The sequence below is a fragment of the Herbiconiux sp. 11R-BC genome, assembly GCF_049472555.1.
Taxonomy (GTDB): Bacteria; Actinomycetota; Actinomycetes; order Actinomycetales; family Microbacteriaceae; genus Herbiconiux.
In genome coordinates, this window is record NZ_JBCEBO010000006.1 from 68,976 (window position 1) to 92,085 (window position 23,110).

The following is a 23,110-nucleotide window of genomic DNA, read 5'->3' on the forward strand; positions in this document are numbered from 1 at the left end:
GGGCCGTCCTGCGGGGCGGCCCTTCTCCGCGTCACGGCCCGGTCGGCGGCGTGGGCAGGGGCTGCGGATGCCGGCGCGCGTGCACCGTGAGATACAGCCGGTGCGCGGTGATCACGAGCAGCAGCCAAGTGGCTCCGAGGAGCCAGCCGGCCAGCACGTCGGTGAACCAGTGATGGCCGAGGAACACCCGGCTGAGCCCGACCAGGAGGGCGAACACCGCGGCGGCGACGGCCGTGAGCACACGCGTGCGCTGCCGCTTCTGCCGCAGGATCAGCAGGTAGGCGATGATGCCGACCACGGCCACGGCATTGAGGGTGTGGCCGCTCGGGAACGACGCCGAGAACTCGTAGGGCGGCACGGCGTCGGCCAGCGGCGGACGCACGCGGTCGATGAGGTTCTTGCCGGCGATCGTCATCAGCAGCGAGCCGCCTCCGGCCGCGACGATGAGGATGACCGGGGTCCAGGAGCGCCGGTGGATCGAGAGGATCAGGAGCGCGGTCACGGCGATCACCGGCATGCCGATCGGCCCCGCGATCTCGGTGAAACCGGTGACGATCACGTCGGCCACGGGGGAGCGGAGGGAGATGGCGAACTCGAGCAGGGGCTGATCGAGGCCGGCCACGCCGTCGGCGTCGGTGATGCTGTCGTACACGGCCGCCACCGCGACGCTCAGGAGCCCCACCACGAGCAGCCCCACGGCGAGCAGCACCAGGAGGGTGCCGTTCTGGCCGAGCCGCTCGCTCATCCGGTGCGCCAGCCGGGCCAGGCCGCGGCCGCCGCGGGTGTCCCACCGGGTGAGGTCGGTCGAGCCGACGAAGCGGTCGTCGCCGAGCTCGCCGCGCACCCCCGTCTCGGAGGGCGGAGGCGGATTCGTGTGCGGGCTCATCCTTGAGACGGTACCGCGCCGCCTGCCGGACCGCCCGGGGAGAACTCTCAGGCCGGCGCGGCGCGACCGCCCTCCGCCCGGGAGATTCCGGTCGGGCGACCGCGGCGCATCCGGGCGGGTTTAGTGTTGAAAAGGTGATGCGTCCAACCATCGCAACGGTCGGCGAGCTCCGGTCTTCCGGGCACGTCCTGAAGCCCTTGCGTCAAGAGATCCGCGACAACCTGCTCTCCGCCCTGCGCGAGGGCCGAGACCCGTGGCCGGGGCTGCACGGCTTCGAGAGCACCGTCATCCCGCAGCTCGAGCGCGCGCTCCTCGCCGGGCACGACGTCGTGCTGCTCGGTGAACGAGGACAGGGCAAGACGCGCCTGCTGCGCACCCTGGCGGGCCTGCTCGACGAGTGGTCGCCCGTGATCGAGGGCTCCGAGCTCGGGGAGCACCCGTTCGAGCCCATCACGAGCGTGAGCATCCGGCGTGCCGCCGAGCTCGGCGACGAACTGCCGGTCACCTGGCGCCGTCGCGAGGAGCGCTACGTCGAGAAGCTCGCCACGCCCGACACGAGCGTCGCCGACCTCATCGGCGACGTCGACCCGATGAAGGTGGCCGAAGGGCGTTCGCTCGGCGACCCCGAGACCATCCACTTCGGGCTGATCCCGCGGAGCCACCGCGGCATCGTGGCCATCAACGAGCTGCCCGACCTGGCCGAGCGCATCCAGGTGGCGATGCTCAACGTGATGGAGGAGCGCGACATCCAGATCCGCGGCTACGTGCTGCGTCTGCCCCTCGACGTGCTCGTGATGGCGAGCGCGAACCCCGAGGACTACACCAACCGCGGCCGCATCATCACGCCGCTGAAGGACCGCTTCGGCGCCGAGATCCGCACCCACTACCCCACGGAGCTCGCCGACGAGGTGGCCGTGATCCGGCAGGAGGCCGAGCTCGTGGCGGAGGTGCCCGACTACCTGGTCGAGATCCTGGCGCGCTTCACCCGCGCCCTCCGCGAATCGAGCGCGGTCGACCAGCGTTCCGGCGTGAGCGCGCGCTTCGCCATCGCCGGCGCCGAGACCATCGCGGCCGCGTCCCTGCACCGCGCCACCCGCCAGGGCGAGCCGGATGCGGTGGCCCGGCCGGTCGACCTGGAGACCGCCGTCGACGTGCTCGGCGGCAAGATCGAGTTCGAGTCGGGCGAGGAGGGGAGGGAGGACGAGATCCTCGACCACCTGCTGCGCACGGCGACCGCCGAGGCCGTGCGGGCGCACCTGCGCGGAATCGACTTCGGGCTCCTCGTCGACGCCCTGGAGGCCGGCACGATGGTGACCACCGGCGAGCAGGTCGCCGCGCGCGACTTCCTGACCGGACTGCCCTCGCTCGGCGAGTCGGAGCTCTACGACGAGGTGTGCGAGCGGCTCGGCGCCACGAGCGACGGCCAGCGGGCCGGCGCGATCGAGCTCGCGCTCGAGGGGTTGTACCTCTCGCGGCGCATCAGCAAGGAGACCGGCGGGGGCGAGACCATCTATGGCTAGCGCGCGCGGAGACGTCGGCGCCTGCCACCTCGCGCCGGAACGACGGATGCCGCGAGCCGGTGCCGGCCGGGAGTCCGTCGTCTGCGGCATCCGGGCGTCGTCTCCGTCGTCTCGGGGGCGGGCGGCGGCCGGTGCCGGTGCCGTCGGGTGCGGGGTGCGTCGTGGCTAGGGCCAATCGGCGACTCACCCGGGGGGCCCGGTACGGCAAGTACGCCGGCGGGCCCGATCCGCTCGCCCCGCCGGTCGACCTCGCCGAGGCCCTCGACGCGATCGGGCAGGACGTGATGGCCGGCTATTCGCCCGAGCAGGCGATGCGCGAGTTCCTGCGCCGCGGCGGCCGCGAGCAGGCGGGACTCGACGACCTCGCGGGGCGCGTGGCGGAGCGCCGGCGCGAACTCACCCGCCGGCACAACCTCGACGGCACCCTTCAGGAGATCAGACAGCTGCTCGATCAGGCCGTGCTCGCCGAGCGCAAGCAGCTCGCCCGCGACGCCCTGATGGACGAGGGCGACCGCGCCCTCGCCCAGATGCAGCTCGACGCCCTGCCGGCCTCGCCGGCGGCCGCCGTGAGCGAGCTCAACGGCTACGACTGGAAGAGCCGCGAGGCGCGCGCCGATTTCGAGAAGATCAAGGACCTGCTCGGCCGCGAGCTGCTCGACCAGCGCTTCGCCGGAATGAAGAACGCCCTCGAGAACGCCACCGACGACGACCGCGCGGCCATCACCGAGATGCTCGGCGACCTCAACACGCTGCTGGAGGCGCACCAGCGCGGGGAGGACACCCCGGAGCAGTTCGACGCGTTCATGGCGAAGCACGGCGAGTTCTTCCCGGAGGGCCCCGAGAACATCGACGAACTCCTCGACGCGCTCGCCGAGCGAGCGGCCGCGGCGCAGCGGATGCGCAACTCGATGAGCCCCGAACAGCGCGCCGAGCTCGACGCCCTCGCCCAGCAGGCCTTCGGCTCACCCGAGCTCATGCAGTCGCTCGCGGAGCTCGACGGGAATCTGCGCTCGCTCCGCCCCGGCGAGGACTGGAGCGGCGCCGAGCGCATGGAGGGCGAACAGGGCCTGGGCCTCGGCGACGGGACGGGCGTCTTCCAGGACCTCGCCGAGCTCGACGCGCTCTCGGAGCAGCTCTCGCAGGGCTACGACGGCTCGCGCATCGACGACCTCGATCTCGAGAAGCTCGCCCGCCAGCTCGGCGACGAGGCCGCCGTGGATGCCCGCACCCTGCAGCAGCTCGAGAAGGCGTTGCGGGACACCGGCACCATGAAGCGCGGCTCCGACGGCCGGCTCACCATGACCCCGAAGGCGATGCGGCAGCTCGGCAAGGCGTTGCTGCGCGACGTGGCCCAGCGGCTCTCCGGGCGGCAGGGTGCGCGCGAGCTGCGGCAGGCCGGAGCTGCGGGGGAGCGCTCCGGCTCCACCCGGGAGTGGGCCTTCGGCGACACCGAACCGTGGGACGTCACGCGCACGATCACGAACGCGATCACCAGAACGGCCGCCGACGGTCCCCGCACGGGTGGCGGCGTCAGGATCGAGATCGGCGACGTCGAGGTGCAGGAGACCGAGGCCCGCACCCAGGCCTGCGTGGCCCTGCTCGTCGACACCTCCTTCTCGATGGCGATGGACGGCCGGTGGGTGCCGATGAAGCGCACCGCGCTCGCCCTGCACACCCTGATCACGAGCCGGTTCCGCGGCGACGAGCTGCAGCTGATCTCCTTCGGCCGGCACGCGGAGGTGATGGACATCGAGCAGCTGGTGGGCCTGGAGGCCAAGTGGGACAAGGGCACAAACCTGCACCACGCGCTGCTGCTGGCGAACCGGCACTTCCGCAAGCATCCGAACGCCCAGCCCGTGCTGCTGATCGTGACCGACGGCGAGCCCACCTCGCACCTGGAGCCCGACGGTGAGATCGTGTTCAGCTATCCGCCCGATCCGGTGACCGTGGCCTACGCGGTGCGCGAGCTCGACAACTCGATGCGGCTCGGTGCCCAGACCACCTTCTTCCGGCTCGGCGACGACCCGGGCCTCGCCCGATTCATCGCCGCCATGGCCACGCGTGTGGGCGGCCGGGTCGTGGCGCCCGAGGCCGACGATCTCAGCGCGGCCGTCGTGGGCTCCTACCTGGGTTCGCGGCAGGGAGACGGCGGGGGCGCATCCGGAGACGACTTCGGCGGGATGTTCGGGCGCGGCTGGTACTGATGCGCGCGGGTGGGCGGCCGCCTGCGATACGCTCCCCTCATCGCGAGCGACGACGCCGCGGAACGGAGAGACCTCATGTGCACGAGTTTCCAGCTGCGGGCCAGCGACGGATCGGTGGCGGTCGGGCGCACGATGGAGTTCCCCGACATGCTCGGCGCGAAGCTCACCGTGCTTCCCCGCGGGCTGGCGCTGCAGTCGCAGGCGCCCACCGGCACCGGCGTGAGCTGGACCGCCCGCTATGGCGCGGTCGGCATGGATGCCGTCGGCGACCCGCAGTGGCTCACCGACGGCATGAACGAGAAGGGCCTGTACGTCGGCGTGCTCTACATGCCCGGCTTCGCCTCCTACCAGGAGCCGGATGCCGACGCCTCCCGCAACCTGGCGGTTCTCGACGCGGTGGCCTACCTGCTCACCCAGGCGGCGAGCGTGCAGGAGGCCTTTGCGCTGCTCGCCGAGGTGACGGTCTGGGGGCCGGAGAACCCGCTCATCCAGGGCGTCCCTCCGCTGCACATCGTGCTGCACGACGCGAGCGGGGCCAGCGGCGTGGTCGAGTTCGAGGACGCCGCGCAGCGGCACCTCGACAACCCCTTGGGTGTCGCCACGAATGCGCCGTACCTCGACTGGCACTACGACAACGTGCGCAACTACCTCCCGCAGCTGCACGCCGCCAACCCCGCCCCGGTCGAGATCCGCGGGGTGCGCTTCGCCCCGCTCTCGCAGGGGCAGGGCTTCGTCGGCCTTCCGGGCGACTCGGGCAGCGCGGCCCGCTACCTGCGCGCCGCGGCATACGTGATGACAATGCAGCCCGCCGCCGACAGCGACGCGCTCGAGCAGCTCTGCCTGCACGCGCTGAACAACTTCGACATCCCGGTCGGCATGATGACGGGCACGAACGCCGCCGGCGTCGAGCAGGACGATCAGACCAAGTGGTCGAGCATTGCGAGCCTGTCGGCCGGGCGCTACGTCGTGCGGCTCCAGTCGAACCCGCAGCCGCTCGTGATCGACCTGTCCCAGACCGACTTCGAGGGCGGCGGACCGCGTCAGGTGGAGCTGGTCGCGGCCGGCTTCGCCCCGATCACCGTCTGAGGCGGGCCCTCAGAACAGCGGGCGCTCAGTCCGGTCGTCCGGAGAAGTCAGTCGTCAGGGGGAACCATGCTGCGGGACAAGGCGCCGTGGAGCATCATCGTCGCACGGGTGGCTCTCGTCATCTCAGTCGGGCTGATGATCATCACCGCCGTCCAGATTGCTCGATCAATTCGGTGGGGGGAGACCGCGGGCGTCGTGGTGGCTCAGGTCGCCATCCTGACGCTTAGTTTTCTGATCGCCCTGGCGTTGGCTCTCTGGCCGCTCTGGCTGATGCGCCGCGGCAGCCGTCTCGCCGTACCGGTCGCGACGTTCTACGCCGTGCTCCGCATCGTGCCGACCTTCCTCTCTTTCGACGCTGTTTCCCTCGCTGTCAGCCTTCTCAGCGTCGCTCCCGCCGTGCTGCTGTGGCTGCCGGACTCGCGCAGGTACTTGCACGCAGTCAGAGCAGAGCGAGCCCGGGTGCGCACGCCGAGACGTCGCATCGCGTTCGACTAGCCCGAGAGAGATCCCGGACACGGCGTGGCACTCTGCTCGGTCAGAGCCGGTCTCAGAACAGCGGCCACGGCACCGCGGGCATGAAGCCCTCGGGGGCGGGGAACACGGGGTCGCGGAGCAGGCGCTCGCAGCGCTCGCCGAGCACCTCGAGCTCGACGGTGGTGAGCAGCGGGGCCAGGGATGCGCCGAGCGGCCCCGCGAGCCCGTCGCGCACCCGGGACACCCCGGCCAGCTCCTCGCCTGTGAGCTCCTCGCCGAGCCAGCCCCAGAGCACCGTGCGGAGCTTCGGCTCGGCATGGAAGGTGAGGCCGTGATCGACGCCGTAGCGGTGGCCGCCCGGCATCGCGAGGATGTGGCCGCCCTTGCGGTCGGCGTTGTTCACGACCGCGTCGAACACGGCCATACGGCGGAGCGCATCCGAGTCCTCGTGGATGAGGGCGACCGGTCGGTCGTCGTCGTCGCTGCCCTCGAAGACGTGGCGCCAGCCGGCATCCGGAACCGCATCGGGCGCGACGAGGTCGACGGTCTCCTGCTCCTCGTCGGGCTCCTGCCAGAGCTGCACCATGCCCTCGCCGAGCGGGCCGCCACGGAGCCAGGTGCGGGGCACGACATTCCACCCGAGGGCCTCGGAGACGAGATAGGCCGCGAGCTCGCGGTGGGCGAGCATCCCGTCGGGGAAGTCCCAGAGCGGTTTCTCGCCCGCGATCGGCTTGTAGACCACGGCGGTACCGCCGATCTGCGCCAGGAACGTGGCGTTCGAGGCCACGGTGATGCGGCCGACGAGCTCGAGCTCGCCCTCGGGCGGATCGGCCTCGGTCAGCATCGCGCGGGCGGCCGCATCAGAACTCGTCGGCGACCGGGCAGACGTGGCCGTCGGGGTCGATCGGCGTTCCGCAGAGCGGGCACAGGGGCCGCCCGGCGCCCACGACCTCGCGCGTGCGCTTGGCGAAAGCGCGGGCGGTGCCCACGGGCATCCGCACCACGAGCATCTCCTCCGGCTCGGTCACGGTCTCGTCGAGGGCGTCTTCGTCCTCCTCGTCGACGAGTACGAGGGGGTAGGCCTCGATCACCACCTGCGCGGTGGTCGGATCCCAGCCCAGACCGAGAGCGCCGGTGCGGAACTGCTCGTCGACCGGCTGGTCGAGCGGCTCGTTGTCGACGAGCTCGATCGGTGTGTCGGTGGGCACGCTGTGCGGGTTGCCGTCGTTGACCATCAGTTCGTCGAGGATCTCGTCGATCTTCTCGGCGAGCACCGCCGACTGCTCCTTCTCGAGCGCCGTGCTCAGCAGGCGGGCGCCGGCGCGCACCTGCAGGTAGAAGGTGCGCGAACCGGGGACGCCGACGGTTCCGACCACGATGCGGTCGGGCCAGTCGAAGCTGTGGACGAGAGTGGGCATGGGCTTATTTTAGGAGCGCGAACCCGGCTCCGGCTGCGGGGTGTCTCCGCCTCCGACCGTCGGCTCGGCGGGCGCGGCGGTGCCGAGCCAGGAGAGGTCGCCCGAGTCGGTGTTGGTGGCGATCACCTCGGGGCGGGTCGCGCCGTAGTGCACGATCGAGATCGACGCCGGGCCCACGCTGATGCGCTGGAACAGGTCGAGGTGCATGCCGAGGGCGTCGGCGAGCACCGACTTGATGATGTCGCCGTGGCTCACGGCGGCCCAGACGGCGTCGGGGCCGTGCTCGGCCTCGAAGGCGGCGTCGAGCCGCCGGATGGCCGCCACCGAGCGGCCCTGCATCGCCGCCATCGACTCTCCGCCCGGGAAGACGGCGGCGGAGGGCTGCGACTGCACGATCGACCAGAGCGGCTCCGTGGCCAGCTCGGCGAGGGTGCGGCCCTGCCACTGCCCGTAGTCGCACTCGGTGATGGCCTCCTCGACCGGGGTCGCGGGCGAGCCGGTCTGCTGCGCGAGGAGGATCTCGGCGGTCTGCCGGCAGCGCTCGAGCGGGCTCGAGACCACTGCGACCAGCGGCACGGCGGCCAGGCGCCCGGCCGCCCGGAGGGCTTGGGCGCGCCCGGTGTCGTCGAGCCCGACCCCCGCGGTGCGGCCGGCGAGCACGCCGCCGGCGTTCGCGGTGGTGCGGCCGTGCCGCACGAGGATCACTGTGGCCATGACTGCCAGCCTAGACACGGTCCGGACGCCCGGGGTCACGGGCGATCGCGTCACCCGGCCTTGCGGGCCTTCTTCGCCTGGCGGGCTGCCATCCGCTCGCTCTTGGCCACGGCGTCGTCGCCGCGCATGATGGTGCGCGTCTCGCTCGTGTCGCCGATGGCGGGACGGATCCACTGCGCGTCCGGATCGGAGTCGATCAGGATCGTGCGCACGAGGAGCGTGAGCGGAATGGCGAGGATGGCGCCGATCGGCCCGATCAGCACGGCCCAGAACAGCACCGAGAAGAAGGTGAGGGTCTGGCTGAGCGACACCGCGTTGCCCACGACCCGCGGCTGCACGACCGACTGCACGACCGCGTTGATGATGCCGTAGATCACCACGACGGCGATGGCCGTGGGCCAGCCGCCCACCAGGAAGCCGAAGATGATCGGCGGGATGATGGCGAAGAAGTAGCCCACGTTCGGGATGAAGCTGCAGAGGAATGCGAGCAGGCCCCAGAGCAGTGCCGCGGGCACACCGAGGATGAGCAGCGCGAGCGTGTTGAGCAGGCCCTGCACCACACCGAGCAGCGTCGTGACCACCATGTACTTGCGCACGCCGGAGGCGTAGTCGTGCAGCGCCGTGGCGAGGGAGGGCCGGCGGCGCCCCAGCTGGCGCAGGATCGTGGGCACGTAGACGGCGTCGGCGGACATCAGGATGAGCATGGTGAGCACGATCACGAGTGCTCCGGTGATGCCGAAGACGCTGCCGAGGAGTCCGCCGAAGAAGGCGAGGATGCTGCTCGGGTCGAAGCTCTGGCGCACCGACTGCACCTGGGCCGCGTCGATGCCGATGCTCTGCAGCCAGGAGCCGATGGCCGCGCCGGCGGCGGTGAGCTGATCGGCGTAGTCGGGCAGCATGCTCGCGAACTGCGCGAAGGCGATCACGAGCGTGTAGGTGAAGCCCGCGAGCAGCGCGAAGACCACGAGGATGACCGAGCCGGTGGCGATGCCGCGCGGTACTCCGCGCTTCTCCAGCGCCGCGCCGACGGGGTAGGCGCAGATGGTGAGCACGAGCGTCAGCAGCACCGGGGCCAGGATGTCGCGGATGCCTGCGATGCCTGCCGAAACGACGACGGCCGAGGCGAGACCGAGCAGGATGATCGTTCCGCGCGGGTATCGGTACCGCGGCCGAGCTGTGCCCGCCAGATCGTCCGCGCCCGACGGATCACCCGCGGAGAGGCTCTCGCCCTCCGGCGACGGATTCGTCGTGCCGTCGGTCATCGTGATCTCCGTCCGTGGCTGATCCGATCCGGTGCACCAACCATGTCCGCCCCGACCCGGCGGGCGCGCGTCGGCTCGACCGGGCCGCGGGGTTTATCGTGAGGGGATGCCGAAGCTCGATCTCGCCGCCGCCAGCTGGACCGACGTGCGCGACCATGTCGCCGCCGGGAACACCCTGGCCTTCCTGCCCTTCGGGGCGCTCGAACAGCACGGGCCGCACCTGCCGCTGTCGACCGACACCATCCAGTGCGTGGGGGTGGCCGAGGCGCTCGCCGAGCACTACTCGGGCCTGCTGCTGCCCGCGGTGCCCTACGGCGAGACCTGGGACAACGGGCGCTTCCCGGGAACCATCTCGCTCTCGGCCTCGACCGTGAGCGCGATCTGCCGCGACATCGGCGCCTCCGCCCAGTCGTTCGGTGTGACGACGCTCGTGATCGTGAACGGCGACTTCGGCAACCGGGCGCCCGTGCACGCGGCGGCCCGGGAGATGTCGATCGGCGGCTTCGACGTCTTCGTGCTCGACTACCCGGGGCTCGTGGAGGTGGGCGACGCCGTGAAGGAGAGCCCGTGGGCCGCCCCCGGCCTCTGCCACGCCGACGAGCTGGAGACCTCGATGGTGCTCGCGCTCGAGCCCGCTCTCGTGCATCCCGATCGCTACGAGGCGAGCTACCCCGAGCTGCCGGCCGATTTCGGGCGCCGGCCCATCCGCTTCGACACGCTCTCGCCGAGCGGCGTGTTCGGCGACCCCCGGCCTGCCACGGCCGCCAAGGGGGAGACCATCATCGCCTTCGTGGTGGAGCGGTCGGTCGGCGAGATCGACGCGCACCTCGACGCCATCGGCGCCACGGATGCGTCCCCGATCGGGTCTGGAGACGACATCGCCGCCACCGCCCCGGCCGCATACCAGCAGGGAGCATCATGACCGAGGCACTCGACGGCATCACCGTCTGGAACGGCACCGAGCTCATCGGGCCCACCCGCCTGGAGTGGTCGGGCGACGACATCGTGGGGACCACGGGTGCCGACGACCGTTTCCCGGGACTCTCCGTCATCCCCGGTCTCGTCGACACCCACGTGCACCTCGACACGAGCGTGCTCGACGGCGCCGGCCCCGGCGACGCCTGGCCGCTCGTCACCCCGCCTGAAGAAAAGGCGCTGCACGTCGCCGCACACGCCCGCAAGTTCGCCGCCTACGGCGTCACCACCATGCGCGACCTGGCGGCCTCGCCCATCCAGATCGCGGTCGGCCGCGCCTTCGACCAGGGGGTGCTCGAGGGCCCGCGGCTGCTCTCCAGCGGACCGGTCGGGATGACCGCCGGACATGGCGACCTCTTCACCCCGCCGCGCTTCCGCGACCGCCCACCTGTGGCCGACTCGCCCGACGAGTGCCGCCGCCTCGTGCGCCAGTGGGCCCGTGAGGGCGCGACCGGCATCAAGATCTACACCTCGGGCGGTATCTTCTCGATGGGCGACCACGTGGGCTGGCGCAACCACACCCGCGCCGAGATCGCCGCCACCGTCGACGAGGCGCACGCGCTGCGGATGCTCGTGGCCGCGCACTCGCACACCGCCGAGGGCATCACGATCGCGCTGGAGGAGGGCGTCGACTCCATCGAGCACGCCACGGGCGTCACGCCCGAGCAGTTCGAGGCGCTCGTGGCCGCGAACATGCCGCTGAGCCCGACCCTGCTGATCAACGACATCGTCGCGGCCGGCGGAGGCAGCATCCGCGAGGAGGCCAGCGACAAGGCGCGCGACGTGGTGGCCGGACGCGACCCCGCCTTCCTCGCGGCGGCGCGCGCGGGCGTGCGCTTCGTGCTCGGAACGGATGCCAACGGCCGCTTCGTGCGCCACGGCGGCCAGCTCGACGAGCTGCAGGCCATGAAGACGGCGTTCGAGTGGAGCTCGGAGCGCGCGCTCATCTCGGCCACCTCCGATGCGGCCGACAGCCTCGGCCTCGGCGCCCGCCTCGGCCGCGTCGCGCCCGGCTACGCCGCGGACTTCGTGGTGGTGCGCGGCCGCCCCTGGGACGAGCTCGGCGACCTCGTCGCCGACAACATCGTGGCCGTGGTCAGCCGCGGCCGCCTCCTCGCGGGAGCCCTTCCCGCCGCGTAGACACCTCGCCCGCGCTCTGTGGGTAGCGCCAACTGCTCGCGCGGGGCGCCCATGGAGCGCTTGGCGCTACCTGGGGAGGCGCGGCGTTGGGCGGGGGTTAGGACCAGAAGCCGAGGTGCGCCTCGGCGGCCTCGGACTCGAGGTGGGGGCCGGAGACCGCGATGCTGCGCTGGCCGCGTGCGAAGACCTCGCGGCAGGGCAGGGAGAAGGTCGGGTTCTCCGGGTGGTCGCCCGTGAGCTCGAGCAGGCGGCGTTCCGAGAGCGCGTAGACCACGCGGTCGATGCCGGTCCAGTACACCGCGCCCGAGCACATCGCGCAGGGCTCCGCACTGGTGAACAAGGTGCTCCCGGCCATCCCCTCGGCCCCCAGGGCGCGGAAGGCGGCGGCCACCGCGCGCATCTCGGCGTGCTGGGTGGGGTCGCCCTCGGGCGGCAGGGAGTTGTTGCCGAAGGAGGCCACGACGGCGCCGCCCGCATCGACCACGATGGCGCCGAACGGATGCCGCCCCTCGGCCCGCGACTGCTCCGCGGCCCGGATGCTCTCCCTCAGGTGGGCCTCGTCGGCGGCGTCCAGTTCGTCGGGCATTCGATCCTCCACATGTGCACAAGGTGATGAGGGTGCCAGTAGAGCATCCCAGTCCAATGCTATCGAATGGCGGATTTACGACAGTTTGTTACGGCCGGGTTACGGTCCTCGAACAAGTTGCGCTCAACTTGTGAACAAGTCACGAGCGGGAGTTAGCCTTCTGGACGCACCCCCTCTACGACCCCTGCTCCGCCCCGAAAGGTCCCCATGCCCGCCCCTGTCTCCACCGCCGTCCGCATCGACGAACAGGACATCCGGCGCCTCCCGAAGGCCGAGGTGCACGTGCACCTCGAGGGCACCTTCTCGCTCGCCGAGCTGCTGCGGCTGGCCAAGGAGAACGACGTGAGGCTCCCCGGGCCGGCCGCGACGATCTTCGACGTCAGCACGCACGACGCCTTCACCATGCCCGAGGTCACCACCGGCGGCACCGCGCACGGTGTCGGCAACGCCGGTCTCAGCGGCTTCCTGCGCTTCCTCGACTGGCAGTGCGGTCTCGTGCGCACGGCCGAGCAGGCGGCTCGCGTGGCGTATTCGTTCGCCGCCCGTCAGACGGCCTCCGGCATCCGCTACTCCGACGTGATCGTGAATCCCACCCACTGGAACGCCTGGCAGGGCCGCGAGATGGCGCTCATGGAGGCGCTCGCCGCCGGCCTCGACGAGGCCGAGCAGGACGGCCTCTGCGTCACGAACATCGCCTACTCGCTGCTGCGGGCGCAGTCGGCCGCCGAGGCCGACGACGTGGTGGCGGCGCTCGCCGGGCACCGCCCCTCCCGCGTGGTCGCGCTGAGCATCGACGGTGACGAGAAGGCCAGCGGGCGCACGGGCGAGAAGTTCCGAGACGCGTTCCGCGCGGCCGAGGCCGCCGGTTTCCGCCGCACCGTGCACGCGGGCGAGTCGAGCGGGCCGGAGGGTGTCTGGGACGCCCTCGACCTGCTGCACGCCGAGCGCATCGACCACGGCGTGCGCTCGATCGAGGACCCCGCGCTCGTGCAGCGCCTGATCGACGACGCCGTCCCGCTCGGCGTCTGCCCCCGCTCCAACGTGACACTCGGCCTGTACGCCGACTGGGCCGCGCATCCGCTGCCCCGGCTGGTGGAGGCCGGCGTGCGGGTGACGCTCAACACCGACGACCCGGCGCCGCTGGCCACCACGCTCGACGCGGACTGGGCGGTCGCCGCGGCGGTGTACGGCTACGGCCGCACCGAACTGGCCCGCTTCGCCGCCGAGTCGATCACGGCCTCGTTCGCGAACGACGACCTCAAGCGCGACCTGCTCGCGGAGCTCGCCGCGGTGACCGCGGCGGCCGATGCTGCTGCCGCCGTTTCCGGCGGCGTCGCTCCCGCTGCCGTGATCGAGCCCGAGCCGGAGCGGGTGCCATGACGGCCTCGGCCCCCGGCCCCGCTCCGGCCGCCGTCGACCGCGGCACGCGCCGACGACGCGCCCTCGTGCTCGCCTTCGCCTCGCTCCTGGTGGCCCTCGCCGTGGTGGGCGTGCTCGTGGTCGCCTCGCGGGTGTCGGGGGCCGAAGCCGCAGACGGCCCGGCCCCGGTGGCCACGTCCGCCGGCGCCGCGTCCGCCGGCGCCGGGGCCGTCGCCGCTCCGGTCGCCGGTTCGCCCGCCGACCCGGCGTCCGCGCCCGCCGAGGGCCAGCCCGTGGCGCTCGCCCCGATCGTCGCCGCGTGGCCCGAGGCCTACACGGTCACCGGCACCAAGTCGGAGCCGCTCTACGTTGAGCACATCACCTCCACCCGCACGGGCGCCGCGTTCAGCGTGACCATCGACGTCGTGGCCCAGGGCGACAGCCCACTGGGAACGCAGAACAGCCAGGTCGAGCTCGGTGCCGACGGCAGCATCCGCTGGACCGGCGGATGCACGAAGCCGGCCGCCGAGTGCGCCGACGACCCCGCCCTCCGCGGCTTCCTCTCCGAGGCCGCCGTTCTGAGCGCCGCCCGGCGCGGCTTCCTGCCGGCCGAGGGCGTCGCGCGAACCCTGCACGGGCATCCGGTGGTCTGCGTCTCCGACGCCGCCCTGCACCCGGATGCGCCTCCCGCGGTCGCCTCGCTCGACCCGTGCTTCTCGATGTCGACCGGGGCCCTGCTCGGGCACTGGTCTTCGGCCAGCTCCGCCTTCGTCGGCCCGACCCTCGCCGAGGGTCTCGTCGACCGGGCGGGCTGACGCACCACCCGCTCCACCCCTGCTCCATCCCTCACCACCCGCTCCATCCCCCTCACAGCACCCCCTCCCGAAAGGAACACCATGACCAGAAGAAGCGGAAAGCTGCTCGCCGGAGCCGCTCTCGTCGCCGTCGCCGCCCTGGCGCTGGCCGGATGCTCGTCGTCGTCGACGCCGAGCGCATCCGGCTCGGCCACCCCCGCCGCGAAGGTGATCAAGGTCGGCGCGCTGACGCCGGGCAACACCAACGACGGCGCCTTCAACCAGGCCCTGGCCGACGCCCTGCAGAAGCTCAAGGACGAAGGCCTCATCGACTACCAGCTGCGCGACCAGATGGCCGACCCGGCCACCAGCGAGCCCGTCATCACCGACTTCGCGAGCCAGGGCTACGACCTCATCATCGGTCACGGCATCGAGCTGAGCGACGCGATCTTCAACGTCGCCAAGCAGTTCCCCGACGTCAAGTTCACCGCCTCCGGCGGCGAGGACGTGCTCACCAAGGGCACCGCGAACGTGGAGGGCTGGACCTACAGCACCCCGCAGGTCGGCTACCTCTCCGGCTACATCGCGGGCCTCACCCAGGCCTCGCCGATCGGCCGCGTGGAGAGCCTCGAGCTCGACTTCGTGAAGGCGACCGACGGATTCTTCCAGCAGGGCGTGACCGCGGCGAACCCCTCCGCGACCCTGCTGCCCCCGGTCTACGCCGGCAGCTTCGACGACGCGCAGGCCGCCGCCACGGCGACCACGGGCCTCATCGGCCAGGGCGCGAAGCTCGTCTACACCACCGGTGACGGCATCGCCACGGGCGTCGGCTCGGCTGCCGCCGCCGGCGGCGTGCTGAGCGTCGGCGTCTCCTCGGCGGCCGGAACCGCGGCCCTCGCGAACAACGTCTCGACCGTCGACCTCGACATGTACCCCATCGTCAAGGGCTGGGTCGAGGAGGTCGCCAACGGCGGCTTCGGCAACAAGGGCGTCACCTCGACGCTCGAGAACGGCGGCATCACCTTCCAGCCGATCAACACCGTCGGCGGCAAGGTGCCGTCGGACGTCGCCACCAAGGTCGACGAGCAGATCAAGGGCATCATCGACGGATCCGTCACAATCGGCTGATGACCCTTTCACCGCAGGAGATGGACCGCGTCGTCCAGGCGCGGTCCATCTCCAAGAACTTCGGGCCGGTGCGCGCCCTCAGCGAGGTCTCGCTGACGGTGCGCCCCGGCGCGGTCCACGCTCTCGTGGGTGAGAACGGCGCCGGCAAGTCGACCCTCGCGAAGGTGCTCGCGGGCATCGAGCGGCCGACCACCGGCAGCATGACGCTCGGCGGCTCGGCCTTCGCGCCCCGCGACCGCGCCGACGCCAAGAACCGCGGCATCAACATGGTGCCGCAGCAGCTGAGCCTCGTCGGAGAGCTCAGCCTCGTGGAGAACTACCTGCTGGCCGGCCGCCGCCGGCTGGCGAACCGGCGTTCGGCCCGGGCGCTGCTCGCGGCGACCCTCGAACGCGCCCGCGTCGAGGTGGACCTCGACGCCCCCACCGCCTCGCTCACGCAGGCGCACCGGCAGCTCGGCGAGATCGTCGTGGCGCTCGCCGAAGGCGCCCACACCCTCATCCTCGACGAGCCCACCGCGAGCCTCGGCCCGCTCGAGGTCGGCGGGCTGTTCGAGCACCTGCGCTCGCTCTGCGCGCTGGGCACCGCCGTGGTGCTCATCACCCACCGGCTCGACGAGGTGCGGCAGGTGGCCGACGACCTCACGGTGCTCTCGCACGGCGAGAACGTGCACCACGGCTCGGCCACCGGCCTCGAGCCCGCCGAGATCGCCCGCCTCATGGTCGGCGAACTCGCCGCCCCGCCGCCCCGCGCTGCCCGCACCCCGGGCGAGGTCGTGCTCGAAGCCCGCGGCGTGGTGGCCGGCTCCCTCCGTGACGCCCGCCTCGACGGGGTCGACCTCGCCGTGCGCTCGGGCGAGGTCGTGGGCATCGCCGGGGTGGCCGGCAGCGGCCAGAACCTCCTGCTGGACGTGCTGGGCGGCTTCGTGAAGCCCGAGCGCGGATCGGTGACGCTCGCGGGCGCGCCGGCCGGGGCATCCGCCGCCGGTTTCCTGCGCGCCGGGCTGGCCTGGATCCCCGAGGAGCGTTCCGAGGCCGTGGTGCCCACGATGTCGCTCAAGGAGAACCTCGGCGTCTACGCCACCGCCATCGGGGCCGCCGCCGTGCCGGCCGACGCCCCGAGCGCCGAAGCGCGCCTGCGCGCCTTCGACGTGCGCCCCGCCCACCCCGAACTCGTGGCCTCCGGGCTCTCCGGCGGCAATCAGCAGAAGCTGCTGGCCGCCCGGGAGCTCGGCGGCGACCCCGTGCCCCGGGCGGTGCTCGCCTACGGCCCCACCCAGGGGCTCGACCTGCGCGCCTCGCAGGCCATCCGCGAGCGGCTCGTCGAACTCGCCGCGCGGGGCGCCGCCGTCGTGGTGGCCTCACACGACCTCGACGAGGTGCTGGCCGTCGCCGACCGCGTCGTGGTGATGTTCGGCGGCCGGATGATCATCGACCTCCCCGTGGGTGAGGCCGGCACCGAGCGCATCGGCCGGGCCATGGCCGGGCTGGCCGAGGCCGCCCCCGCCGAGCCCGCCCCTGCAGCTGACGGGCCTGCGACCGCCGATCCTGCCCCCGCCGGGCCTGCGCCCGTCGCCGAGCCGCCTTCGGAACAGAACCAAGGAGACCCCGCATGACCGAGAAGACCGCGCTCTACCCGACCGCCGCCGAGCTCGGCCGTCTGCGCGCCGTCGCCGTCGGCGCCGAGAAGCCCGACCTCGTCGTGCGCGGCGGCCTCGTGCAGTCGCCGGGCACCGAGGAGTGGCTCGAACGCGACATCCTCGTGGCCGGCCGCCACATCGCGGCCCTCACGCCGTGGGGGCACGTGCCGCCCACGGACGGCCTCGACGAGATCGACGCCTCCGGAAGCCACGTCGTGCCGACCTTCATCGACGCGCACCTGCACATCGAATACACCAACCTCACCCCGGGCGAGCTCGCGCGCCTGAGCGTCGCCCGCGGCACCGGAACCGTGCTCACCGACCCCAACGGCGCCGCCAACGTGTGGGGCGCGGCCGGCATGGACGTGCTGCTGACCACCACGACGCCGCTGCACGTGTTCCAGCAGGTGTCGCCGAAGACCCCCGGGTCGCCCACGCTCGAACGCGGGGGAGCGGTGATCCCCGAGGAGGTCGTGCGCGGCCGGCTCTGGGACGACGTGACCACCAACCTCGGCGAGGGCAACCCCTTCGATTACGGCGAGGAGTCGACCGGCCGCTTCCGCGAGGCCCTCGTGGCCGGCCGCCGCATCACCGGTCACACCGCCGCGCAGACGAACGAGTCGCTCTGGGGCTACCTCGCCGCCGGCGTCGGCGACGACCACAACTCCGCCACCATCGACGAGGTGCTCGAGCGGGTGCGCCTGGGCGCCATGATCACCGTGATGGGCGCCTCGCTCACCGACAACACCGTGCCGATCTTCTCCGACCTCGAGAAGGTGGCGCCCGCACTCCGCGGCCTCTGCTTCTGCGCCGACGACAAGCACGCGCTCGACCTGCACACCGAGGGCCACATCGACCATCACGTGCGGCAGGCCATCCGCTTCGGCGTCGACCCGCAGCTGGCCTACCGGATGGCGACCACCCAGCCGGCCGCCTACTACCGCCTCGACCAGGTGCTCGGTGTGCTCGCCCCCTCGCGCCTCGCCGACCTGCAGATCATCCCCGTGCTCGCCGAGGTGCGCCCCTCGGTCGTCATCGTCGAAGGCCGCGTCGCCGCCCGCGACGGCGTGGCGCTGTTCGAGAACACCGACGTACTGCCCGAGTGGACCACCGGCACCGTGCACCTGCCCGAGGTGCTCGACCCGGCGATGTTCGCCCTGCGGGCTCCGGATGCGACGGCTCCGGATGCGACGGCTCCGGATGCGCCGGCTGCGGCTGCTCCGGATGCGCCCGCGGCCACCGTGCGCGTGCGGGCCATGGAGATGTACAAGGGCTACTTCAAGCGCGCCTTCGAGGCCGAGCTGCCCGTGGTGGACGGCCTCGTGCAGAGCGACCCCGCGAACGACGTGCTGAAGATCGCCGTGGTCGACCGCCACCACGGGGAGGCCACCACCGGACTCGGCTTCGTGAAAGGCTTCGGCCTCTCGCGCGGCGCGATCGCCATCACCATGAACTGCCCGAACATGAACATCGCCGTGGTCGGCGTCGACGACGCCGACATGCTGCAGGCCGTCGAGGAGCTGCGCGCGATGGGTGGCGGCTTCGTGACCGTGGCCGACGGCGAGGTCGTCGGCCGCGTTCCGCTGCCCGTGGGCGGCATGATGAGCGCCGCCCCCTTCGAGGAGACCGCGGTGGCGCTGCGCCTCGGCCACGAGGCCACCCACGCGCTGGGCTGCACCATCCCCTCGCCGTACATCATCCTGTCGTTCGTGGGGCTCTACGTGATCCCCGACCTCGGGGTGACCGAGCTCGGACTCATCGACACGGCCTCGCAGTCGTTCGTCGACGTGTTGCTTCCGGGCCCGGTCGACCGCTGCGGTCACGACGGTACGCACGAGGGAGCGCACGACGGCGCGCACGGCGACGGAGACCGCTCATGAGAACGCTCGACCGGCGCCGCTGGGTGCTCACCGCATCCGTGGTGCTCGCCGTCGTCGCGGTGGCGGCCCTGCTCATCCTGGTGGCCGGCGCCGACCCGCTCGTGGGCATCCGCGGGCTCGTCGAGGGCATCTCGAGCTCGCCCTACCGCATCGGCGAGGTGTTCGTTGGCGCGGTGCCCATCGGCATCGTCGCCCTCACGCTCATCCCGGCCCTCCGCGCCGGGGTGTTCTCGGTGGGGGCCGAGGGGCAGATCGTGATCGGCGCGATCGCGGCCACCGGCGCGATCTTCGCCGTCGACCAGCTCTTCGGCGGGGCAGCGCCCGGCCCGGTGCTCTGGATCACCGGCTTCGTGGCCGGAGCCGTGGGCGGCGGCGTGACGGCGCTCATCCCCGCCTTCCTCGCGGTGCGCTGGCGGGTGAACGAGATCCTCAGCACCCTGCTGCTCAACTACCTCGCGGCCGGGTTCCTCGGCTGGACCCTGCGCACCTGGCTGGCCACCGGCGAGCAGACCGCCACCCCGCAGAGCGCGCGGCTGCCGGATGCCGCGGTGCTGCCGCTGCTCGTGCCCGGCACGCGCGCGCACTGGGGCGTGCTGCTCGTGCTCGTGATCGGCGCCGCTCTCTTCGTGTGGCGGCGATCGCGTTCGAGTGCGCGCCTGACCGTGTTCGCCACCCGCCCGAAGCTCGCCCTGCGCCTGGGCGCCACCCGCACCCAGGTGGTCTACTCCACCATGCTGCTCTCGGGCGTCGGCGCGGGCGTGGTGGGCTGGATCCAGGTGGCCGGCGTCAACAACCGCCTGCTCAACTCGGTCTCGGGCGGCGTCGGCTTCTCCGGCATCGCCGTGGCGCTGCTCGGCAGCCTGACGCCCATCGGCATCATCCTCGCCGCGCTGTTCTTCTCGGCGCTCACCGCGGGAGCCGTCGGCATGCAGTCCGCCACCGGCACGGTGCCCGCCTCGATCGCCGAGGTGATCAAGGGCGTGCTGCTGATCGGCGTCGCCTGCATCGCGGCCTACCAGCGGCATCCGCTCGCCGCGCTCGCGCCCGCCGGCGCGCCCACCGCCGCCGACGACGGGGGAGGGGGCGCCCCGCCGGTCGAACCCGCGGGCGAGGCGACCGCCGGCACCCTCGTCGAAGCCGAGCACGAGAGGGGCCGCGCATGAGCCTCGATCTCTGGGTCGCGATCCTCGCGGGCACCCTCGCGCTCGCCGCCCCGCTCGTGCTCGCCGGCATCGGCGAGGGCTTCGTCGAACGGGCCGGCCGCATCAACCTCGGCATCGAGGGCATGATGATCATGGGCGCGCTCGCGGGCGTCTGGGCGGGCAGCATCGGTGGGCCGTTGCTCGGGCTCGCCGCGGGCATCCTCGTGGGCCTCCTGCTCGCCATCGGCATGAACCTCGTGGTCTACCGCCTGCACGCCAACGAGATCGTCGTCGGCCTCGGCGTGACGATGCTCGGGCTCGGGCTCAGCACCTTCCTGTTCCAGCTCTGGATCCCCTCCGGCACCACGAACGTGACCGTGCAGACCATCACGGGGTCCGGCAACGGGCCGCTGGCGGGCATCCCGGTGGTCGGCCCGATCCTGTTCGGGCAGAGCCCGCTGGTGTACCTCGCGGCCGTGCTGCTCGTGGCGGCCTGGGCCGTCATGCGGTTCACCCGCTTCGGCCTCGCCGTGCAGGCCGTGGGCACCGACCCGGCCTCGGCCGCTCTGCGGGGCGTGCGCGTGCAGAAGGTGGGCGCATCCGCTCTGCTGCTCGGCGGCGCGCTCGCCGGGCTCGGCGGCGCCGTCATCACGGTGGGCACCATCGGCTCGTTCACGCCCGACATCACCGCGGGGCGCGGCTACATCGTGCTGGCCGTCGTGATCATGGGCCGGAGCCGCCCGATCGGCATCGCGCTCGGCGCGCTGCTGTTCGCGTTCCTGCAGAGTTTCGCGCTGCTCTCGCAGTCGACCTCGGTGACGTTGCCGAGCGAGGTCTACCAGTCGCTACCGTACTTGGTGACGCTCATCGTGCTCGTGATCACCTCGCGCAGCCAGATGCGGCGGCTCTTCCGGGCCACCAGGGCTCCGGAGGCCAGGAATGCCCAGGAGGCCCGGCATGCGGGTCCAGGAACGGCGAGGACCAGATGACCCCGAACGGCGCCGACAGCAGCCGCGTGCTCGCGGGGGTGCTGCGCTTCGTGCGCGACGCCGCCGCCTCCGGATCCACCCTGCCGGGCGAGGTGGAGATGGCCGAGCGCCTCGGCATCACCCGTAAGCAGGTGCGCGATGTGCTGGCCTCGCTCGAGCAGCAGGGCGTTGTGCTGCGCCGGCAGGGCGCGGCCACCGAGGTCGACCCCGTGGCCGTGCGGATGAGCGTTCGCTTCGAGGACCAGCTCGAGTACAGCGTGCTGCTGCGGCAGCTCGGCTACGAGAGCACCGTGGAGGTGCTCGAGATCTCCGACGTGCTGCTGCCGAAGGAAAGCGCCGGCCTGCTGATGACCGAGCCCGGGCGGCCGGCCGCGCGCGTGGTGAAGCGCTGGCGGGCCGACGGCGCCGTGGCGATGCTCTCGTTCGGCACCGTGCCGCTGCCCTTCCCGCGCCCCGAGGTCGACCTCGGCGACTCGGTGTACCTCACCACCAAGCAGGTGTGGGGCGAGGCCGTGGCCTGGGAGGTCGCGACGCCCTCGGCCGAGGTGCTCAGCGAATCGGATGCCGTGCTGTTCGAGCATCCGGTGGGCACCCCCGTGCTCACCCTCGACATCGTGGGCATCGGGCTGAGCGGCAAGCGGCTGTTCCACGCCCGCGAGATCCACGACCCGCGCACGGTCTCGTACTCGATCATGCGCACCATCCGGCCGCCGCAGGTGTTCTCGACCGCGCGTTACCAGTTCTGACCCGAAAGGACCCCGACCCGATGCTCACCCGACCCTCGCCCGTCGTCATCCCCGCCTCCGAGCAGCCCTGGCTCGAGGTGGCCGCCGGACTCGCCGAGCGGATGCGCGCCACGGTCGCCGCCGACGACGAGTCGGGCGAGCTGCCGATCGAGCACCTGCGCGCGATCGCGGCCTCGGGGCTCGACACCGCCTTCCTGCCGGAGGAGGCCGGTGGTGAAGCGCTGTCGTACGCCACCCTGGTGCAGGTGGTGCGCACCTTCGCGCACGCGCATCCGGCCGTCGCCGCGGTGTGGCTCATGCACATCGGCGCCGCCCACGGGCTCGTCACCATGTCGGAGCCCGCGGCCTCCGCCTATTTCGCCGAGCGCCTGCGCGCCGGAGACCGCTTCTCGAACGCGCTCTCGGAGCCCGCCGGCGGCAACCACTTCCTCTCCTCGCAGCAGGACGCCCCCGCGGCGACCGACGGCACCGGCTGGACCCTCACCGGCCGCAAGCTCTTCGTCTCGGGTGTGGAGGCCGCCGACCACCTGCTGCTCAACGTGCGCGTCGACGGCGGCCCGGCGTTCTTCGGCGTCGACCGCGACGACACGATGTCGTTGCCGCCGATCGACCAGACCATCGGGATGCGCGCCACACGCAGCCGCACCATCCTGTTCGAGAGCACGCTTCTCGCGCGCGACCGGCTCTGCGGCCCGCCGCCGGCCGACTACGCGAACCTCATCACCGTGGGCTTCGGAGCGCTCTCGATCGGCATCGCCGAGTCGGCGATCGACGCGCTCACCGAGTCGGCGTCGCGGGTGAAGGGGCCGGGCCCGGCGCTCGCCGAGGCCTCCTGGGTGAAGCAGGAGACGGCGCTGGTGTGGGCCGAGCTGCGTGCCGCCCGGCTACTGGTGGAGCAGACCGCCTGGCTCGCCGACCAGCGCGACCCCCAGGTGATGGCCGCGGCGACCGAGACCAAGATGCTCGCGAACGAGGTGGCCAAGAAGGCCGCGGCGCTCGCGCTCAAGGTGGGCGGCGGCGGGGCGTACCTCGCTCGCTCGCCCATCCAGCGCATCTTCCGCGACGCGCAGGCGGGCGCACTGATGGCCTACTCGGTGCCCTTCAGCGCCGAGATCGTGGGCGGCTGGGTGCTCAGCGAGCCGGTGTGAGTTCAGCGGATGCAGAAATAGC

At 72.3% G+C, this 23,110-nt stretch carries 21 protein-coding genes; 15 read left to right on the forward strand and 6 right to left on the reverse strand.

Features of this window, described 5'->3' with window-relative positions; translation table 11 throughout:
* Nucleotides 1–31 precede the first annotated feature (31 nt).
* On the reverse strand, nucleotides 32–886 hold the full coding sequence (locus tag VD659_RS14510; protein ID WP_423261786.1) for a phosphatase PAP2 family protein: 855 nt from the start codon (nucleotides 884–886) through the stop codon (nucleotides 32–34).
* A 137-nt stretch (nucleotides 887–1,023) separates the two neighbouring features.
* On the opposite strand from VD659_RS14510, the gene VD659_RS14515 reads away from it, so the two are divergent.
* The 4 genes from VD659_RS14515 (at nucleotide 1,024) to VD659_RS14530 (ending at nucleotide 6,191) form a co-directional block, all read left to right on the forward strand.
* Nucleotides 1,024–2,406, forward strand: coding sequence for a magnesium chelatase (locus VD659_RS14515; protein WP_423261942.1), 1,383 nt, complete (start codon nucleotides 1,024–1,026; stop codon nucleotides 2,404–2,406).
* A 161-nt stretch (nucleotides 2,407–2,567) separates the two neighbouring features.
* Nucleotides 2,568–4,610 (forward strand): vWA domain-containing protein, encoded by a 2,043-nt coding sequence (locus tag VD659_RS14520; RefSeq protein WP_423261787.1) that lies wholly within the window; start codon nucleotides 2,568–2,570, stop codon nucleotides 4,608–4,610.
* 75 nt (nucleotides 4,611–4,685) lie between these two features.
* Complete coding sequence (locus VD659_RS14525; RefSeq protein ID WP_423261788.1) at nucleotides 4,686–5,696, forward strand: linear amide C-N hydrolase; 1,011 nt, start codon at nucleotides 4,686–4,688, stop codon at nucleotides 5,694–5,696.
* 66 nt (nucleotides 5,697–5,762) lie between these two features.
* Nucleotides 5,763–6,191, forward strand: a complete 429-nt coding sequence (locus VD659_RS14530) for a hypothetical protein (protein WP_423261789.1) — start codon at nucleotides 5,763–5,765, stop codon at nucleotides 6,189–6,191.
* A 52-nt stretch (nucleotides 6,192–6,243) separates the two neighbouring features.
* Here the strand turns inward: VD659_RS14530 and VD659_RS14535 are convergent, their stop codons facing one another.
* From VD659_RS14535 to VD659_RS14550, 4 genes are read right to left on the reverse strand one after another with little or no spacing between them, the layout of a single operon-like run.
* On the reverse strand, nucleotides 6,244–7,014 hold the full coding sequence (locus VD659_RS14535) for an SCO1664 family protein (RefSeq protein WP_423261790.1): 771 nt from the start codon (nucleotides 7,012–7,014) through the stop codon (nucleotides 6,244–6,246).
* 16 nt (nucleotides 7,015–7,030) lie between these two features.
* Nucleotides 7,031–7,588 (reverse strand): DUF3090 domain-containing protein, encoded by a 558-nt coding sequence (locus VD659_RS14540; protein ID WP_423261791.1) that lies wholly within the window; start codon nucleotides 7,586–7,588, stop codon nucleotides 7,031–7,033.
* 9 nt (nucleotides 7,589–7,597) lie between these two features.
* A complete protein-coding gene (locus tag VD659_RS14545; RefSeq protein WP_423261792.1) occupies nucleotides 7,598–8,302 on the reverse strand; it encodes a histidine phosphatase family protein in 705 nt (234 codons plus the stop codon).
* 50 nt (nucleotides 8,303–8,352) lie between these two features.
* Nucleotides 8,353–9,564 carry an AI-2E family transporter gene (locus VD659_RS14550; protein ID WP_423261793.1) on the reverse strand — a complete coding sequence of 404 codons (1,212 nt, stop codon included), beginning with the start codon at nucleotides 9,562–9,564 and terminating at the stop codon, nucleotides 8,353–8,355.
* Between the two features lie 106 nt (nucleotides 9,565–9,670).
* Between VD659_RS14550 and VD659_RS14555 the strand changes: the two genes are divergently transcribed.
* On the forward strand, nucleotides 9,671–10,486 hold the full coding sequence (locus VD659_RS14555; protein ID WP_423261794.1) for a creatininase family protein: 816 nt from the start codon (nucleotides 9,671–9,673) through the stop codon (nucleotides 10,484–10,486).
* Nucleotides 10,483–11,679, forward strand: coding sequence for a metal-dependent hydrolase family protein (locus VD659_RS14560; protein WP_423261795.1), 1,197 nt, complete (start codon nucleotides 10,483–10,485; stop codon nucleotides 11,677–11,679). Before VD659_RS14555 ends, VD659_RS14560 begins: the two co-directional genes overlap by 4 nt.
* Before the next feature lie 97 nt (nucleotides 11,680–11,776).
* Here VD659_RS14560 and VD659_RS14565 read toward each other — a convergent pair whose 3' ends face one another.
* Entirely contained in the window at nucleotides 11,777–12,265 is a 489-nt protein-coding gene (locus tag VD659_RS14565) for a nucleoside deaminase (protein WP_423261796.1), read from the reverse strand.
* Between the two features lie 207 nt (nucleotides 12,266–12,472).
* On the opposite strand from VD659_RS14565, the gene add reads away from it, so the two are divergent.
* The 9 genes from add to VD659_RS14610 all read left to right on the forward strand — a co-directional run bounded on the left by add (nucleotide 12,473) and on the right by VD659_RS14610 (nucleotide 23,088).
* Entirely contained in the window at nucleotides 12,473–13,645 is a 1,173-nt protein-coding gene (gene add / locus VD659_RS14570; protein ID WP_423261797.1) for an adenosine deaminase, read from the forward strand.
* Nucleotides 13,642–14,439, forward strand: coding sequence for a hypothetical protein (locus tag VD659_RS14575; protein ID WP_423261798.1), 798 nt, complete (start codon nucleotides 13,642–13,644; stop codon nucleotides 14,437–14,439). Before add ends, VD659_RS14575 begins: the two co-directional genes overlap by 4 nt.
* Nucleotides 14,440–14,520: 81 nt before the next feature.
* The gene (locus VD659_RS14580) at nucleotides 14,521–15,546 is read left to right on the forward strand and encodes a BMP family lipoprotein (RefSeq protein ID WP_423261799.1); all 1,026 of its coding nucleotides are present in this window, start codon (nucleotides 14,521–14,523) and stop codon (nucleotides 15,544–15,546) included.
* Entirely contained in the window at nucleotides 15,546–17,159 is a 1,614-nt protein-coding gene (locus tag VD659_RS14585; protein WP_423261800.1) for an ABC transporter ATP-binding protein, read from the forward strand. The genes VD659_RS14580 and VD659_RS14585 overlap by 1 nt, the downstream gene beginning before the upstream one ends.
* A complete protein-coding gene (locus VD659_RS14590; protein ID WP_423261801.1) occupies nucleotides 17,156–19,063 on the forward strand; it encodes an adenine deaminase C-terminal domain-containing protein in 1,908 nt (635 codons plus the stop codon). The genes VD659_RS14585 and VD659_RS14590 overlap by 4 nt, the downstream gene beginning before the upstream one ends.
* The gene (locus VD659_RS14595; protein ID WP_423261802.1) at nucleotides 19,060–20,226 is read left to right on the forward strand and encodes an ABC transporter permease; all 1,167 of its coding nucleotides are present in this window, start codon (nucleotides 19,060–19,062) and stop codon (nucleotides 20,224–20,226) included. The genes VD659_RS14590 and VD659_RS14595 overlap by 4 nt, the downstream gene beginning before the upstream one ends.
* A complete protein-coding gene (locus VD659_RS14600; protein WP_423261803.1) occupies nucleotides 20,223–21,194 on the forward strand; it encodes an ABC transporter permease in 972 nt (323 codons plus the stop codon). The genes VD659_RS14595 and VD659_RS14600 overlap by 4 nt, the downstream gene beginning before the upstream one ends.
* Nucleotides 21,191–21,940, forward strand: coding sequence for a GntR family transcriptional regulator (locus tag VD659_RS14605; protein ID WP_137837027.1), 750 nt, complete (start codon nucleotides 21,191–21,193; stop codon nucleotides 21,938–21,940). The genes VD659_RS14600 and VD659_RS14605 overlap by 4 nt, the downstream gene beginning before the upstream one ends.
* A 20-nt stretch (nucleotides 21,941–21,960) precedes the next feature.
* A complete protein-coding gene (locus tag VD659_RS14610; protein ID WP_423261804.1) occupies nucleotides 21,961–23,088 on the forward strand; it encodes an acyl-CoA dehydrogenase family protein in 1,128 nt (375 codons plus the stop codon).
* Nucleotides 23,089–23,110: the final 22 nt, after the last annotated feature.